The sequence below is a fragment of the Cytobacillus pseudoceanisediminis genome (assembly GCF_023516215.1).
In the GTDB taxonomy this organism is placed as follows: Bacteria; Bacillota; Bacilli; order Bacillales; family Cytobacillaceae; genus Cytobacillus; species Cytobacillus pseudoceanisediminis.
In genome coordinates this window covers 220,778-238,378 of record NZ_CP097350.1, presented here as the reverse complement: position 1 = coordinate 238,378, position 17,601 = coordinate 220,778, and the positions used below count along the sequence as shown (strand labels likewise).

Genomic DNA, 17,601 nt, shown 5'->3' with positions numbered 1-17,601 from the left:
GGCTTAACATGTAGAATTTTAAGAAGAGGCTGGGACATAAATAGTCTCCATAAAAGAAAAAAGTGAAATCGTGCTGTCGATTTCACTTTTTTCTTTTTAATTTAGAGATATGTAGGCAAGATCCTACCCTCTTGCCGCATATTTCCGTATGTTCACGGCCATTAATGCGAGACCGATTTCGTTATCGACCTTGGATTTCCCACGAAGCGAAAATCGTGTAAAACCTAAATTAGCCTTCAAGAATCCAAAAACTGGCTCCACGTCTGTTTTTCGTTGACGGTAAATCCTAGCCATTTCTTCTTCTGAAAGCTTCGTTTTCACATATTCTTTTTGCTGTTCCCATTTTTCATTGATCATGACCTTACGATTTGTACCTTCCTGCGCTTTCGTACATAACGACCGAAGCGGGCATCCTGTACAGTCTTCACACTCATACATTTTGATTTGACGCTGGAATCCTGTTTTATCTGTACGGGTTGAATGGTACCGGAAGGTGACTTTTTGTTCATTCGGACAAGTAAACGTATCACTTTTTTCATCGTATGCCCAGTTACTTGTTTTGAAGGGGTCTTTTTGGTATTTTTTCTTTTGCTCGTTTAAGTAGTGATTATACGTGATGAGTGGTGTGCGCTTCCGCTTTGTCAAAATGTCATCGTAATTTTGTTCACTTCCATAACCGGCATCTGCGACAATATGTTCCGGTAATGAAAAGAACTCCTTTTCTATTCGATTAAGGAACGGGATTAACGTTTTCGTATCGGTTGGGTTTGGAAAAACATCGTAAGCTAGTGCGAATTGTCCTTCTGTCGCAATTTGAACATTATAGCCAGCCTTTAGTTGTCCATTTTGCATATAGTCATCTTTCATCCGCATAAAGGTGGCATCACAGTCTGTTTTCGAATAGCTGTTACGTGTGCCAAGAATGTCAAAATTCTTTTCATACTTCTGTTTCCGCGCAATCCAATCGGATATTTGTTTTACGATTTGTTTCGGTGATTTTCGTTCACTCCGAAGCTGTTTACGCTCGCTTACATCGTCAGAGCTGTCAATCTTTTGGGTATATTCATCGACTACTTCATCTAGTTTTTCAGCGATTTGCGTTAATTCTTCGATAGAAAGCTGCTCGTCATTTTCTCTTTTTATTTCAGGAATGATTTCATTTTCAAGCAGTTCGTTGTATAACTGGTTTGACTTATTAACGAGATTTGCATGAAATTTTTCAATGGCTTTCTTCCATACAAACGTGAATTTATTGGCGTTCGCTTCGATTTTTGTACCATCGACAAAAATCGCTTCTTGATCGATGAGTTTCTCCTGCACTAACTGGCAGCGAAACTGCACGAAGCATTGACGAATTAACTCCTTCATTTCGGGATGGACACGGAAACGATTGATTGTGCGGTAGCTCGGCTCATACCCTTGTGCTAGCCACTTCATGCGAATACTATCATGCAAAAGTCCTTCTATTTTACGACCAGAGAAAGCCGATTGCGTGTAACCACATAAAATAATTTTCAGCATCATGCGTGGGTGATAAGGTGGACAACCTGTATAGCGGATAAAGGAATTGAAGGCTTCATGAGGAATGCTTTCAACTAAATGGTGGATAGGAAAGGCAATATCATTTTCTTGTAATTTCACTTCTAAATCTAAAGGCAAAACTAATTGATTCATGTTATAATCTTTAAACATAAGGACCCTTCTTTCGGATAAGATTTGGTGTGGTAACTTTATTTTATCAGAAGTGGTCCTTATTTTTATTTAAAAATAATGAAAGCCGTTGAAATTTTACTCATCGTAAAATTTCAACGGCTTTTTCATCTTAGAGGGGGTTTTGTCCCAGCCTCTTCTTTTTATTTCATTTCCAACAGTTCAACTGATTAGTTTTTCTTCTTTTTTGCGCGCTTGCGAAGAGCAATAATAAATATTATAAATGCTGTATAAACAGCTGCCAGTGATAAGATAAGTGGAATGTTTAGTCCGGTTTTCTCTTTAAGTACATATATTTCACTTTCCTCCCGTTCGGGAACAAAGATGTATTTATTATCTTTTGGACGAATAAGATCTCCTGCTAACAATCCTCTTAACTCTTTGTCTTTTCCTCCAAGCTTTTCAGCTGATAAAGTAATGGTGGTTGATCGGGAGCTGTTATTGATGACCGTTACAGTCACTTCATCATTATAGACTCGTTTATACACTGCTGCAGCATGGTCTTCATATAATACTTCCAGTTGTCCTCTTGATAAGGAAGGAAGCTGTTGGCGGAGTTCTCCTAACTTAGTTATAAAATCAATTAATTCTTTATCAGTTCTAAAGTCCATTATCTTCCGGTTATCAGGTTCTTCTTCACCATTTAATGCAATTTCGCTCCCATAATACACAATAGGTACGCCAGGTGTGGTGTATAAATAAGTAAGTGCCAGCTTCCACCTTGGTCCCGGATGCTGATTGTTTTTTACCGCCCCGCTGGTAAAACGTGGTGTATGTGGATTATCCAAATACTTTCCCATTAAATAAGGGGAGTCTTCAGTAAGGTCAGCTTTCAATTGATTTGAGAATAAGTTTTCAAGCGATTGGTCAGGTTTTGAGAATGCTGATCTTAGCTCTTTACTGAATGCCTCATGTATTAAACTTTTTATACCCATTTTTTCGTATTTGTCAGGATTTGAATCACTTGGAACTGTGTCAGCAATTAAATAGAAATCGTCTTTTACCTCATAAACCTCTTTTGAAAATTTTTCCCAAAAGCTTTCAGGTGCATTTTGGATTAAGTTTAATTGATATCCGTCTATATCCGTTTCTGCTATCCACCATTTCGCTATATCAATCAAGTACTTCTGAACCTCAGGGTTTCTCATATCTAATTCTGGCAGGTTGCTGAACTCATTTTCTTTAGTATTTTCACCTGTAACCTTCGGTTCCATATTCCCCTTAAACCAATCACGTTTTTGGGGGTCTTTCAGCCAGGGGTGGTTAGGACCAATATTATTGAATGGAAACTCTAGGATGATTTTCATATCACGATTATGAGATTCCTTAATAAGTCTCTTAAACGTTTTTAAAGAACCAAAATGTTCTTCGGTATTATAAAAATCATTAATCCAATAACCGTGATATCCATTTTCTTCATTGTTAAAAATTGGCGTGAGCATCAACGTTGTATATCCCATATCTTTGAGATAATCTAGTTTGTCTATTATTCCTTGGAAATCTCCGCCTTGATAGGATTCAGGATTTTTAGCATCAACATTGAAATCATTTTTAATGTCTCCATTATTAAAGCGGTCAACCATTATATAGTAGATCGTTTCATCTTGCCATTTCCTTTCATTTTTTTCATTTGCTTCAGCTGAGACCCAATGGGGAATAAAAAAAGTTATAAGGAATAGGGGAATAAACTTTTTTAGCATAGTACTTCCTCCTTTTAAATTTTGTAAATTAACAGCGTAAATATTCAATTGTTAAGGAATTGTGAAGAAAAAAGAACTTTTAATATAAAGATTGTCTTTTAACAGCCTATCTATTAATTTAATATATGAGCATATAAAAATATAGGGTTTTTTCATTAATCTATAAAAATTAAGATAGATAATTATATTGACACGTCCTTTTGCAGGAGGTTTTTTAAATTTTTTATTTGAAATGGTGAAAAGCATAATCTTAAAAATTTTTCTATGGTTAGTCTAATTTGACACACATGAAAGATCTGTACTTATTATTTTTTATAAAGGGGAGGCTGTGCTTTGGGGACACTAAATATATTTGGTTTTCGCGCTCTTTGGAGTCCTTATTTTTTGGTATTTCTTTTGATGCTATTAACCATGTATTTTCTTATTACTGTTATCTACCGTAGAAACTTTAAAAACAGTGAGACGTTAACGACAAAACAGGGAATCATTTTTTCTTTGGGGATACTGCTCTTATACGTTATTAAAGGGGCTCCAGTCGATCTGCTTGGTCATCTAATGTTCTCTGCTCATATGACTCAGATGGCAATTTTATATTTGATTATTCCTCCATTATTGATAATTGGAATTCCTCAATGGATTTGGAGGAATTTAATAAATGTTGCAGGAATAAAACCGATTTTTATGTTATTAACCAAGCCGCTTATTGGATTAATACTTTTTAATGGTTTTTTCTCTATCTATCATATTCCCATGGTTTTTGATATGGTTAAAACCGATAAAATAATTCATGCGTCTTATACCTTTGTTCTGTTCCTATTAGCAATAAATATGTGGTGGCCACTAATCAACCAGCTTGAAGAACATCAAACCCTGAATGGACTAAAAAAGGTGGGTTATATCTTTGCTGAAGGAGTATTGTTAACCCCCGCATGTGCCTTGATTATTTTTGCAGATACCTCTTTGTATGCTACTTACTCAAACCCTGCTGCCTGGCAAGAAGCTTTAAAGTTATGTGTTCCATCTAATAGACTGTCAGGATTGGAATTGACAGGCCCAGAGATCTTTAATTCAATGTCTCTGGTTCAGGACCAGCAACTTGGAGGAGTCCTCATGAAAATTATACAGGAAGTAGTTCTAGGGATTGTTTTGGCTTCAACATTTTTTGAATGGTACCGAAAGGATCAGGAAGCCTCAGATTTTAAAATCAATAAAATGGAAACAAACAGAAGTCTTAACTCAGAACATAGGGAATTTTAAAGTTGTTTTAAGAACAAAACAAAAAAATCATTATTAATTTGGAGGAAAATCGACCTGATGAAGAAATTAATTATTTTGCTTTTTTTAATCTTAACTTTAGCTGGCTGTTCAAATAAAAACGAAACACAAAGCAAAGAAAAAATTCCGGAGCTTATAGAAGTATCGGTTGAAACTGTTCCTGCAGACTTAAAGCCCAATGATGAAATAATGATTCAGGCTAAAATAACCCAGGGAAAAGAAGTGGTAACAGATGCAGATGACATGAAGTTTGAAATTTGGAAAGAAGGGGCTCCTGATCAGGAGCATGAAAAAATAAAAGGTGAATTAAATAAAGAAGAAGGTACCTACTTTGTAAAAAAGACCTTTAATGAGCCTGGTCTTTATTATGTTATAGCGCATGTTACAGCAAGAGGAATGCATAATATGCCTCAAGTTGAACTTGAGGTCGCTGAATAACTAATAGAAAAAAATGAGAGGGATATTAAATCCCCCTCATTTTTTGAATAAGTTGCATGCTATTCTTTTTGTTCACAATTCTCTCCACTATAATCGAATTGTATTGTAAAATGAGCCACTTTAAATTCGTTTAGATGTTCCCTTATTTTATTTTTAATAGTAACAATAGAATCTCTGTCCATGTCATTTGGCACTTCAAGATGAACAGAAAATGCGTGTTCCTTTCCATCTATGGACCAAAAATGCAAGTGATGAAGACCTTCAATCGATGAAATTCCCAGAATTTTTTCTTCTAAAATATTGGTATCAATTCCCTTAGGTGCTTTATCTAATAAGATACCTAAGGTATCCTTTAGGTTTTTTATAACATGGTATAGAATGTAAAAAGTAATCCCTATAGATAAAAGTGGATCCAGGATTGGAATATCTTTAAATAACAAAATAATGCTAACAATTAGAACTGCTACCTATCCTAATACATCCTCAATTAAATGCCAGGAGAGAATTTTCTGGTTTAAGCCGCTATCACCTTTTTTTAACCGGTAAGCTGCAAACCCATTCACTGCAATCCCTAAAATGGCAAGCCAAAGCATACCCTCCGAGTTGGGATTAACAGGGTTAAATAACCTCTTGCCTGCTTCGTATAAAACATAAATGGAACCGGCTAATAAGACAGCTGCATTTAATAGTGCACCCATTAAGGACAGCCTTTTATGCCCAAAAGTAAAATGAGAGTCTGCACCTTTTTCTGACTTCTTTTGAAGATACCAAGACACTCCTATAGAAATTGAGTCCCCCAAATCATGAACTGCATCAGATATAATAGCGATGCTACCAGTAATAAAACCGCCAATTATTTCTATTATTGTAAAGACTAAGTTCAAAAAGAAAGCCAGCCCCATATTTTTTTGTGTTTTGTTATTTTTTGCGCTCATAGTAATCCCCCTTTTAAAAGGGTTAATACCCAAAACCTAACTTTTAAAACAAGCAATTAGAAGTTAGTAATCAGCTAATCAGCATGCATAACTAAATTTCTTAAATTCCTATCCCCTTTCTGTCAGCTGATATTGAGCAGGTGAGTGCAATGGATATAATAGTAAAAATCATGTGTATAGATGAAGTTACAGGACTCAAAAAACTTATCTTTGTAATGAGACCAAAAATAGCTGTGGTTAATAAGAAAAACATTAGCAGTGTTGATTGGATTTTAAAATTATTGTGTTTATAGGATAAAAACAGAAGATAGGCTGTCACTAAGATAGAGGCTAGCCCTAATATACCGTGAATTGAGTAAATCATCTGTGAAAAATTTCGGTTATTGATAAGGGCATCGGTTTGACCAGGATAGAGCAGTTCGCTCATCCTAGAATGTTTAAAGAAAGCTCCAATTACTATTTCTATGAAGGTTATGATTAATAAATAATGAGCACTTTTTTTATAACTTTTTTAGGCCCTTCTTTTGGTGATTCTAATAAGGTATGTGTATAAATAACTGATACAAGTAATAACAAGCTCACTGTGACATCAATGGTTGTAAAACCAATAGGGGTACCCAATATTACATTTATTCCACCCACTAGGGATTGAACGATTAGTAAAATTACAGTAACTGCAGGCCACCAAGATTTAGTATGCCTTTTTTTAGCTTTTTCGAAACCAGAATGGCATTCAATAGTAAAATAAAACCGAGAGAAGTGGTAAATATCCGATGTGAATATTCAATTAATATATTAATTTTAGTAAAGTCAGGAACATATTGACCATTACATTTTGGCCAATCAGTGCCACACGCATCCCCGGAATTTGTAGCAACAACTAAATTCCCTAGAATAAGTGCAAATAGAGTTGAAAGTATGGTGAGTTTAGAAAATAAATTCTTCAATTAATAATCATCCTAACATTATTAAATATGAATAATCCCATTAAAGACATATACAAACTTAACATGTATCATAACGAGTCTCAACAGTTAATAATTATAGATTAATTGACAAAAATAGGGATAGATTATAAGATAGATAACTATATGAGAGGATGTACATGTATTAAAAGTATAAAGGGGACTAGCCATATGAAAGGGAAAAAATTAAAGGATTCGTATTTAGGGATAATTTGGTTAACCTTAACTTTAAAAACATATGTTGTCACCCGGTTTGCTTTCAGCTTAGAAATTGAAAATTTTATCCAAGAAGTCATATTAATGTTAGCTTGCGGGGGTTCAATTTTATTTTTATTGTGTTTGTGTTTATTTGGGAATAAAAAGGGAATTAAATCCAGGCTTTTTATTACAAATTTCTTCCTTACCACATTGTTATATTTTAATCTGATTTACTATCGTTTTTTTAATGATTTTATTACAATTCCAGTGTTATTCCAAACTGACAATGCAAGTGATTTGGGGAGCAGTATTATCAGTCTTCTTAACCCGCTTGACATCCTTTTAGTATTAGATTTGGGATTTCTGATTCCTTTAAAAAAACGATTTGGTGAAATTAAAATTAAAAAGCGGAAGATTTTATTTTATTCCATACTCGTTATGGCAGCTAATCTAGTTCTTGCCAATATTGAAAGACCCCAGTTATTAACCAGATCATTTGATAGAAATATGCTTGTGAAAAACCTGGGAGTCTTTAATTATCAACTGTATGATGCATACTTGCAGACAAAAACAAGTATGAATCGTGCTTTTGCTGACAGCAGTCAAATAGGAGAAATCGTAAATTATGCGAATGCAATTAAAAAACCAAACAATGAAGAACTTGCAGGAATAGCGAAGGGGAAGAATGTATTTGTTATTTCTATGGAATCTACTCAAAACTTTATAATAAACGAAAAAGTTGAAGGCCAGGAAATCACTCCTTTTTTAAATAGTTTGATAAAAAGTACGGACACTTACTATTTTAATAATTTCTATCATCAGACCGGACAAGGAAAAACCTCCGATTCTGAATTTTTGTTTGAAAACTCTCTTTACGGACTTCCAAGGGGGCAGTATTCTTCACACATTCTCAAAATACCTTTGTGGGGTTGCCTTCGTTGTTAAGTCAATCAGGGTACTCCACTGCAGTTTTTCATGCTAACAACAAAAGTTTTTGGAACAGGGATGTTATGTATAAATCCTTAGGCTATAATCAGTATTTTTCTGATGAATACTATGATATTACTGAAGAAAACTCGATTGGATGGGGTCTTAAAGATGACATCTTTTTTGCACAGTCAATGCAATATTTAAGGACTTTAAAGCAGCCATTCTACGCTAAATTTATTACTTTAACAAATCATTTTCCATTTTCCTTAGAGGAAGAGGATGAGCTAATTCCCGAATGGAATTCTGAGGATGGAACAGTAAATCGATACTTTACGACCGTAAGATACGAAGATGAGTCTCTGAAAAAGTTCTTTGAGATGATAAAGAAAGAAGGGCTTTATGAGAATTCTATTTTCATACTAATGGGAGACCATTACGGGATTTCATCAAATCATAATGAAGCCATGGCTCAATTTCTGGGTAAAGAGATTACTCCATTCCAAGAAACACAGCTTCAAAAAGTCCCTATGATCGTTCATATTCCCGGAATAAATAAAGGACAGACTATAGAAAATATATCAGGACAAATTGATGTTAAACCCACTATTCTTAACCTATTGGGTATAAAAGATAAAACGGATGTTACTTTTGGCTCAGATCTTTTTACCGAAGATCCTGACAATTTTACAGTTCTCAGAGACGGTAGTTTTATTACTAAAGAATATTTGTATACAAAAAATAGATGCTATGATAAGCAGACTGCACTCGAAATTGATGGACAAAACTGTAAAAAGAATGCTGAAAGGGCGCAAAAGGAATTGAACGCATCAGATCAAGTTATCTACGGCGATCTGTTAAGGTTTATTAATCAGAAAGGATATACTTCCGATAAATAAACAAAAGGTAGATCCAATTCATAAAGTGAAATAAGCCGTCAGTAATGGCGGCTCATTTTTTTGAACTTAGTAATCAGGCAATTTAATCTAGTGAGGCTCTACATGAACATGAGTATGATGGATATTATGAAACTTACGTAAATTATCCTCAATTTTCACAGTAATATCATGACTTTGAATAACGGTTAGTGAAGGTTCAACAAAAATAGTCACATCTACTATTGGGTGGTTTCCATGAAGTCTTGCTCTTAGATTTTTAACAAATTTTACTCCTTCCGTTTGATTGATTGTTTCTTCAATTTCCTTCAAGAGTTTTACTTCAAAACCATCAGTTAAATCGTGAGCCGCCTCCTTAAAAATTACCCAGGCAGTTAAGCATATAATTATTCCCACAATTGCTGCCGCGAGGGAATCCAGCCAATTCAACCCGAGATGTGCACCAGCTATTCCTATTGCAGCGCCTATACTTACCAATGCGTCGGAACGGTTATCCTGTGCTGCTGAATAAAGGGCCTTACTTCCAATCCTTTTAGATAGCTTCAAATTATATCTGTAGACTAGGTACATAAAAAGAGAACTAAATAAAGCAACAGCCCCAGTATATAAATCAGGTCTTTCTTCAACAGGATTATATAAATTTCTAAAAGAATCGATCACTACTTGCAAACCAACAGTAAGCATAATTAATGAAGCAACCAAAGAAGCGATCGTTTCAGCTCTAAGATGTCCATACTTATGGTTCTCATCGGCCGGTTTTTGAGATATCCTTAATCCAATTAATACGGCTACAGAAGCAATGACATCAGTTAAATTGTTTAATCCATCCGCTTTTAAAGCTTCCGAATTTCCCAAATTCCCCATGATAAGCTTGATAATGGATAAGAGTATATATGCTGATATACTAATCCAGGCACCTTTTTCTCCTTTTTTCACTTCATTTTCTTCCATCCGCAGTTCCTCCACTTAACATAATTAGCACTTAGTTTTATCTTAACCAATAATAGTCAACTACAATTCGTTTATTCCCTCTCCAAAAGAAAATAGTCCAGTTTTGGGGGTTTGTAATTGAGGGGAAATTGATATAGTGCATATTTTCGCCATAAATTTGTTGCTTTATTGTCACTTTTATTGAATGTGGATTATGAGATAATGTGATTAAGTGAGCATAAAAATGTTTTTTTAAAGGTGTAATAATTCTAATTGAAAAATATGGAAGGATGGTTTGTCTTGTTCTCTCTAATTATAGTAAAATAATTCCTTTTCAAAATCGTCACAATTGGCAGCTGAATTTATGATAATATTTTAAATATCTTTAAGTGAACACATGCACATATAATCATTAAGTTTATTCTTTAAATTTGTGCAAATACGGAAAGGGGAACTCCTATGAAAATGAAATGGGCTTTACTGACATTAATTTTCACTATTGCCACTGTGTTAACAGGATGTGAACCGTTATTGGTTTTAGATCCAAAAGGGCCACAAGGTCGTACAACAGCAGATGTAATCATGATCTCAATTTGGACCATGGCTATAGTTGTAGTGGTTGTATTTGCTTTATATATCTTCATTGTTAGAAAGTATCGTGCTTCTAATCAGAGTGAAGACTATGAACCTCCACACATTGAAGGCAGTCTTAAACTAGAAATCATCTGGACCGCTATTCCGGTATTAATTGTTGCGTTTCTATCGGTAGTGACTGTTGTATCCACCTACAAAGTTGAGGCAACACCAGAAGGATATGACGAGGAACCATTAGTTATTTACGCTTCATCATCTAATTGGAAATGGCACTTTAGTTATCCTGAACAGAACATTGAAACTGTAAACTATCTGTTCATTCCTACAGACCGGCCAATTGAATTCAAACTTTATTCTTACGGGCCAATCTCAAGTTTTTGGATTCCTCAGCTCGGTGGACAAAAATATGCGATGGCTGACATGGTAAATACCCTAAATCTTGCTGCTGATGTACCAGGTGAATATAGCGGTAGGAATGCCAGCTTTACTGGTGAAGGCTTTGCTCAACAGACGTTTAATGTAAAAGCAATGCCGCCCAAAGAGTTCGATGAATGGGTAGAGGAAATTAATGCAACTGCAGAACCTCTTACAGAGGAAAAATTTGAGGAATTATTAAAGCCAGGACATCTTGGTCAATCAACTTATACTGGCACTCACTTATCTTTCTCACCACCGCCTAAAGGCCATCATAAGAAAGGTGATTCAGAGAAAGAAGAAATGAAGCCTGGCAAATCCGAAAAAGATCCGGATGAAATAATGGATCACAGCAAAATGAACCAATAAAGTAAGAGTTGCCTAGCTTTCTAATCTATTTCTAGCTGGATATTTTAGCAACACACTTTCCGAAAGGAGTCAAATAGTATGGATTTCTTAGCACGATTTGCCGTACCTAATCCAGGACCTACAATTTACGCATCGATGGTTGCCATAGCCCTTACAATGGTCGCTATCTTTGTAGGACTGACATATTACAAAAAATGGGGATACCTATGGCGTGAATGGCTGACGACCGTGGACCACAAACGGATTGGAATCATGTATCTAATATCAGCTTTACTGATGCTTTTCCGTGGAGGGGTAGACGCCATAATGATGCGTGCCCAAACGGCTGTTCCAGAGAATACGCTGCTTGGCGCACAGGAATACAATGAAATTTTTACAACACATGGTGTTGTTATGATTATCTTTATGGCAATGGCGTTTATTATGGCATTAATGAATTTTGCTGTTCCATTGCAAATTGGTGCACGTGATGTGGCTTTCCCAAGATTAAACGCTTTAAGTTTTTGGCTGTACTTTTTCGGAGCAATGCTCTTCAATATTTCGTTCGTTATCGGGGGTCTCCAGATTCTGGTTGGACTTCTTACTTCCCGCTGGCAGGAACTGAATATAGTAAATCTGTAGGTACTAACTACTACATGCTTGCTCTTCAAATCTCTGGACTTGGTACATTAATTACTGGTATTAACTTTATTACGACCATTCTGAAAATGAGAGCTCCCGGGATGACCTTAATGAAAATGCCCATGTTCACATGGTCAGCGTTAATTACTAATCTGATTATTGTCTTTGCCTTTCCAGTATTGACAGTAGCATTATTAATGGGTACCATGGATCGTCTATTTGCTACTAACTTTTTCACAACAAGTAATGGCGGATTGGACATGCTTTGGGCTAACTTGTTCTGGGTTTGGGGCCATCCCGAAGTTTATATCTTAATATTGCCCGCATTTGGTATTTATAGTGAAATTATTTCAACCTTTTCACGCCGTAATCTATATGGCTATAAATCTATGGTTATATCAATGGTCGCTATCTCTGTGCTTTCTTTCCTTGTTTGGGTCCACCATTTCTTTACAATGGGTCAGGGAGCATTAGTAAACAGTATTTTTTCGATTACCACGATGGCTATTGCTGTTCCTACCGGGATTAAGATTTTTAACTGGCTGTTCACCCTTCGAAAAGGGAAAATCGTTTTTACCACCCCAATGCTCTACTCGCTCGGCTTTATCCCGATATTTACAATCGGTGGGGTGACGGGTGTTATGCTAGGGATGGCCAGCGCCGACTATCAATACCATAATACAATGTTCCTGGTTGCTCATTTCCATCTGGTTATCATTCCTGGCGTTGTTTTTGCCATGATAGCTGGACTTTTCTACTGGTGGCCGAAAATGTTCGGCTTTATGCTGAATGAAAGGCTTGGTAAATGGTCATTCTGGTTTATTGCGATCAGTGTATGCGTAACCTTTTTCCCTATGTTTATTTCTGGATTGGATGGCCAGGCACGCCGGATGTATACCTATTCGGAATCAACTGGATTTGGAATATGGAATCTGATTTCGTTTATTGGTGCCATTGGACTGGCAATAGGATTTGCGTTAATTGTTTATAACATCTATTACAGTATTCGATACTCATCAAGGGATATCCCTGCAGATCCATGGGACGCGCGTTCATTAGAGTGGGCTACACATAATCCAGTCCCTGAATATAATTTTGCAATCGTGCCGGAAGTTGATTCAACTGAAGCATTTTGGGATTACAAGAAAAAAGGATATAAATTATTTAAAGGCAAGTATGAACCGATTCATATGCCTAATAATAGTGGCGTACCGTTTTTAATGGGATTAGTCTTTTTTGTATGGGGCTTTGCTTTTGTATTCGGCATGTGGATGCTCGCGGTTCTTGCTTCAATCGGCATAGCTGCGTGTTTGGCTCACCGCTCATTCGAGAAAGACCATGGCCGTTATATTTCTGTTGAAGAAATCGAAAAAACAGAAGAAGAATTGGGAGGTGCCAAAAAATGAAAATAGATCACTCGCTCCCTTTAGAATATGGAACAGAACAAAATCGCCTTAACATATTAGGATTTTGGATTTTTCTTGGAGCTGAAATTGCTCTCTTTGGGACGCTTTTTGCTTCTTATTTTACTTTGGTGGATCGGACAGGCAGCGGTCCATCTGGAGCTGAGATTTTCGAGATTACACCGGTACTGATTGAAACAATATTACTTTTGACAAGCAGTTTCACAATTGGGCTCGGGATCCATGCCATGCGGTTAGGCAAGGCAAAAGCCATGATTACTTTCTTTGCAATTACTCTACTACTTGGACTTGGTTTCTTAGGAGTAGAAATATATGATTTTATTGTCTATGTTCACGAAGGAGCAACACTGCAAACTAGCGGTTTTACAGCTATCTTGTTTCTAACTTTAGGAACACATGGAGCACACGTTACCTTTGGCTTATTCTGGGGGGCGTTTATTATCCTTCAAGTTATAAAGCGGGGCTTGACACCTGAAACAGCGAATAAAGCATTTATCTTCTCGCTTTACTGGCACTTTCTGGACGTGGTGTGGATTTTCATCTTTAGCTTCGTCTTCCTGAAAGGAATGATATAGAAATGAAAGAATTATTTCCTCCAAAACAAGTATTAGGGTTTGTATTCTCTATTGTCCTAACGGTAATTGCTCTTTCAGTTTACTTTTTGGATATGTCATTTGAGTTAGCTATGACCATTCTTCTTATAACAGCTTTTATTCAAGCAGCTGTTCAATTGGTTGTTTTTATGCACGCTGGTGAATCGAAAGATAAGAGGTCAATCTACACTACGCTGTATTATGGTTTTTTCATAGCCTTAGTGACAGTTTTCGGTACATTACTGTCATTAATTTGGGGTTATTATTAATATGTAACAAAAGGAGCGTCTTGAAAGGGCGCTCTTTTTATTGCTTCGAATCTTATTGCTGTCTCCCAATCTTTTTTACCATCTCTTCAGATGCTACCAAGAACATACCCATCAGGAAGATAAAAACAGCTCCTACTATTGTGCCAACACCGATGGGTGTCAAAACACTGTAACCGTTTTCAAAAAGTCCTAGAAAAAAATAATGATGCCAATCAAAGTTATAGTGCCGCTTGTAAACTTTAGGGCATTTAAAATTTTTACTCGAGATTCCATATGTTAACAACCTCCTTTTTATATATTATTCAACCTGTTCACAAAATTGTCAAATATTTCGGATTTAAAATTATTGACAGTTTCGGCTGACAATGTTTATTTAGTGAAATATGAGTTTATTAATCCATATAACAACGATACTCACTCATAAACAGCAAAAGGAGATGAAGCAGACTTTTATATTAAAAAGTGCGAATAATTATGTCGATAATATATTTAAAGGATCAAAATTTAAAGAAAAGGGTGTTTTTTAATAAATGAAACGTTTGTTAATTCTCTTGTTTACTGCTACTTTTCTATTGTTTACATTCGCATCGCCTGGAAGTGCCGAATCATTCTCAGATTTAGGAGTGAATCATAGGGCTGAAAGAGAAATAAATTACTTAAAAATTGGAGATATTGTAAGCGGAACAAGCGCTACCCGATTTTCGCCAAATAAGCAAGTTACAAGGGGAGAGGCTGCTGCTATGATTGGACGAGCTTTGCAGTATAGCTCAGGAAATAGTTCTACCAATTTCAAGGATGTGTCCTCAAGTTATTTTGCCTCAGGGTACATCAATGATGCATACAAAAACGGGATTCTTTCGGGTTATCCTGATGGTACTTTTAGACCTAACAAGTCAGTAACAAGGGGTGAGATGGCACTTATGTTAAACCGGGCATTTAACCTCGGTGGGTCTAATACGAGTTCATCAGGAACAGTTCTTATGAACCTTGGAATAGCACAAGGATACCCTGATGGAACATTTGGTCTTAATAAAACACTTATACGATCAGATTTTGCTGTGTTTTTAGCTAGGTCAATCAATGAAGAGTTAAGAACTAGGAGAGCGTCTGTTTCTTTTTCAAAAAAGGCACTAGTGAATGCTGATGTACTCAATGTCAGAAGCGGCCCTTCTATAAAGTATCCAGTTGTCAATAAGCTCGAAACAGGAACGCAAGTAAATATTGGTTATTCCATTGGAAAATGGGCTTATATATCTGTAGGGGGTTCAAAAGGTTTCGTACATCAAGATTACTTAAGTATAAATAGTTTACAAGGTTCATCTGGAACAAAAAATCCACTCAGTGATGAGACGATAATTATCGATCCCGGGCATGGTTATCCCGATACGGGGGCATCTGGGTATGGGATATATGAAAAAGATGTTGTACTAGATACTGCTTTAAGGTTAAATACCTATATTAAAAAGTCTCCTTTTGCTGTAGTGATGACCAGAGACAGGGACACAAAAATTGAATTAAAAGATCGTGTATCTAAAGCCCAAAATGCTAATGGCGATTTATTTGTAAGCATCCATGCAAACTCATTTAACGGTTCAGGCCATGGAACTGAGACATATTACTATTCTGCTTCACAAAATCCAAATGTTAATCAGAGTAAAGCAGCAGCTAAGTATATCCAAAATAGGTTATTGGAAGCATGGGAGTTAAATGACAGAGGGGTGAAAAACGGGGATTTTCATGTAATCAGAGAAAATTCAATGCCCGCGGTGCTAGTTGAACTCGGATTCATTGATAATAAAACTGATAATGACAAGCTTCGGTCCCCTCAATGGAGAGAACTGGCTGCAAAAGCTATTTATTTGGGAATCCTGGACTATTACCATCATTATCAAAAGAAGGACGTAGCATCTTTATACCAGCAATTGGGAGCAAGTCCCTCAGAGAAGCTCCATTAATCAATCAAAAGTATATTCATGCCCCAGCTAACCTTAACAGTTATTGATGGAAATATTTTTTATAGATCTTTTTTACAAGCTCAACAGTTTTATTGAGATTACAAAATATGAATATAGAAGGTAATTTTAGGTTCAAATCGCATAAGATTTGGACCTTTTGTGTCTATAAAGCAGACTTAAAATGATGTGAGTACATGCAGCACCGAAATTGACATACTAATCAACAGGATAACAATAAACATAGTCAATGTCTTAATTTTTTCTAAAGGTAATACTAAATTTAGTGTAAAAAGGCATTATATATAAACAATGCCTTTTATATCTAATTAAGTTTTTTGAGTCAAATTAGTTTTTTGGTCAAATCGGTCTTTTTTTTCATTTTTACTAGGTATTTAACAGCCTCAAGATTTTAGAGAATACAATAATTATGAGACATAATCTAACCCTAATATGTAAAAAACTCGTACATATTCTTTAGATAATACCAATACATTAATAAATAAATTAGACTACAATCGTTTATTACTATTTAATTTTTTTATCTCCTACACCAAACTGCTATATGATTCTTCTAATTAAAAACCAGTAAAACCGCCAAAAAGGCTGTTTGTAATGACGGAGATTAATTTTGTAAGCCAATTGAAATATAAAATAACACCCATTAGTATCATTATAATCCCACCAGCCTTCATAAGTGAATCACTGTGCCTTTTAAAGAATGTCAGTTTATCTATAAACATTGACATAAATAGAAAAGGTATGGAAAATCCAAGACAATATACAGCCATATACAACAAGCCCTGCCCTGGATTAGTGATTCCAAGAGCAAAAACAGCTGCCAAAATAGGCCCTGTACAAGGTGTCCATCCAGCTGCAAACCCCATTCCTATTAATATTGATCCTAAAAACCCTGCTGGTTTCTTCTTAAATTGCACCTTATGGTCCATCATCAGAAAATCAAACTTCAGCACACCTACCATAATAAGACCGAAAAAGAAAATAATGATGGCTCCTATTTGCTCCAACAAATCTTTATATTGAATAAACAGTACACCGATTAGAGAACTTGACCATCCTAACGCCAAGAAAATAATCGAAAAGCCGACCAAAAATAATAAAGTATGAAAGAATGCATTGCTTTTAAAGAATTGGGCTCTTTTACTTTTAAGGTCATTAACGGATATACCCGTTATATAGGAAATAAATGCAGGATATAAGGGAAGAGAGCATGGTGAGATAAAGGACAGCAAACCAGCTCCAAATGCTAAGAACAAATTTAAATCCATAAAATACAACCTCCATCAAAGCTTAAATGTTGGCTTCGGCCATTCTATAAGTTATCTATAACTTCCAATGTGGTATCTAACGTAATCAGCATGAAAGTATAA

12 protein-coding genes and 3 pseudogenes are annotated in these 17,601 nt (G+C 35.7%); 9 read left to right on the top strand and 6 right to left on the bottom strand.

The window, feature by feature from the left end:
• Window positions 1-123 precede the first annotated feature (123 nt).
• Entirely contained in the window at window positions 124-1,692 is a 1,569-nt protein-coding gene (locus M5V91_RS29625; RefSeq protein ID WP_284522331.1) for an IS1182 family transposase, read from the bottom strand.
• A 188-nt stretch (window positions 1,693-1,880) separates the two neighbouring features.
• Window positions 1,881-3,410 carry an alpha-amylase family glycosyl hydrolase gene (locus tag M5V91_RS29620; RefSeq protein WP_019380978.1) on the bottom strand — a complete coding sequence of 510 codons (1,530 nt, stop codon included), beginning with the start codon at window positions 3,408-3,410 and terminating at the stop codon, window positions 1,881-1,883.
• Window positions 3,411-3,743: 333 nt separating this feature from the next.
• Between M5V91_RS29620 and ctaG the strand changes: the two genes are divergently transcribed.
• The gene (gene ctaG / locus M5V91_RS29615; protein WP_019380977.1) at window positions 3,744-4,667 is read left to right on the top strand and encodes a cytochrome c oxidase assembly factor CtaG; all 924 of its coding nucleotides are present in this window, start codon (window positions 3,744-3,746) and stop codon (window positions 4,665-4,667) included.
• A gap of 57 nt (window positions 4,668-4,724) precedes the next feature.
• Window positions 4,725-5,123 carry a FixH family protein gene (locus M5V91_RS29610; protein ID WP_019380976.1) on the top strand — a complete coding sequence of 133 codons (399 nt, stop codon included), beginning with the start codon at window positions 4,725-4,727 and terminating at the stop codon, window positions 5,121-5,123.
• Window positions 5,124-5,182: 59 nt separating this feature from the next.
• Here M5V91_RS29610 and M5V91_RS29605 read toward each other — a convergent pair.
• Window positions 5,183-6,058: pseudogene (locus M5V91_RS29605) on the bottom strand (cation diffusion facilitator family transporter).
• A gap of 149 nt (window positions 6,059-6,207) precedes the next feature.
• Here M5V91_RS29605 and M5V91_RS29600 point away from each other — a divergent pair.
• The gene (locus tag M5V91_RS29600) at window positions 6,208-6,351 is read left to right on the top strand and encodes a hypothetical protein (protein ID WP_284522330.1); all 144 of its coding nucleotides are present in this window, start codon (window positions 6,208-6,210) and stop codon (window positions 6,349-6,351) included.
• A gap of 372 nt (window positions 6,352-6,723) precedes the next feature.
• Here M5V91_RS29600 and M5V91_RS29595 read toward each other — a convergent pair whose 3' ends face one another.
• Complete coding sequence (locus M5V91_RS29595) at window positions 6,724-7,005, bottom strand: COX15/CtaA family protein (RefSeq protein WP_284522329.1); 282 nt, start codon at window positions 7,003-7,005, stop codon at window positions 6,724-6,726.
• 189 nt (window positions 7,006-7,194) lie between these two features.
• On the opposite strand from M5V91_RS29595, the pseudogene M5V91_RS29590 reads away from it, so the two are divergent.
• Window positions 7,195-9,047 (top strand): annotated as a pseudogene (locus tag M5V91_RS29590) (LTA synthase family protein).
• 87 nt (window positions 9,048-9,134) lie between these two features.
• On the opposite strand, the gene M5V91_RS29585 reads toward M5V91_RS29590, so the two are convergent.
• Window positions 9,135-9,995 carry a cation diffusion facilitator family transporter gene (locus M5V91_RS29585; protein ID WP_019380971.1) on the bottom strand — a complete coding sequence of 287 codons (861 nt, stop codon included), beginning with the start codon at window positions 9,993-9,995 and terminating at the stop codon, window positions 9,135-9,137.
• 438 nt (window positions 9,996-10,433) lie between these two features.
• Between M5V91_RS29585 and qoxA the strand changes: the two genes are divergently transcribed.
• The 5 genes and pseudogenes from qoxA (at window position 10,434) to M5V91_RS29555 (ending at window position 16,213) form a co-directional block, all read left to right on the top strand.
• Entirely contained in the window at window positions 10,434-11,351 is a 918-nt protein-coding gene (gene qoxA / locus M5V91_RS29580; protein ID WP_019380970.1) for a cytochrome aa3 quinol oxidase subunit II, read from the top strand.
• A gap of 78 nt (window positions 11,352-11,429) precedes the next feature.
• A pseudogene (gene qoxB, locus M5V91_RS29570) lies at window positions 11,430-13,378 on the top strand (cytochrome aa3 quinol oxidase subunit I).
• Window positions 13,375-13,971: a cytochrome aa3 quinol oxidase subunit III gene (gene qoxC / locus M5V91_RS29565; protein ID WP_019380968.1), complete on the top strand. Its 597-nt coding sequence runs from the start codon at window positions 13,375-13,377 to the stop codon at window positions 13,969-13,971. The pseudogene qoxB and the gene qoxC overlap by 4 nt, the downstream one beginning before the upstream one ends.
• A 2-nt stretch (window positions 13,972-13,973) precedes the next feature.
• The gene (gene qoxD / locus M5V91_RS29560) at window positions 13,974-14,258 is read left to right on the top strand and encodes a cytochrome aa3 quinol oxidase subunit IV (protein WP_019380967.1); all 285 of its coding nucleotides are present in this window, start codon (window positions 13,974-13,976) and stop codon (window positions 14,256-14,258) included.
• A gap of 530 nt (window positions 14,259-14,788) precedes the next feature.
• Window positions 14,789-16,213 (top strand): N-acetylmuramoyl-L-alanine amidase, encoded by a 1,425-nt coding sequence (locus M5V91_RS29555; RefSeq protein WP_019380965.1) that lies wholly within the window; start codon window positions 14,789-14,791, stop codon window positions 16,211-16,213.
• A 575-nt stretch (window positions 16,214-16,788) separates the two neighbouring features.
• On the opposite strand, the gene M5V91_RS29550 is transcribed toward M5V91_RS29555, so the two are convergent.
• Window positions 16,789-17,499 carry a cytochrome c biogenesis CcdA family protein gene (locus M5V91_RS29550; protein ID WP_019380964.1) on the bottom strand — a complete coding sequence of 237 codons (711 nt, stop codon included), beginning with the start codon at window positions 17,497-17,499 and terminating at the stop codon, window positions 16,789-16,791.
• Window positions 17,500-17,601: the final 102 nt, after the last annotated feature.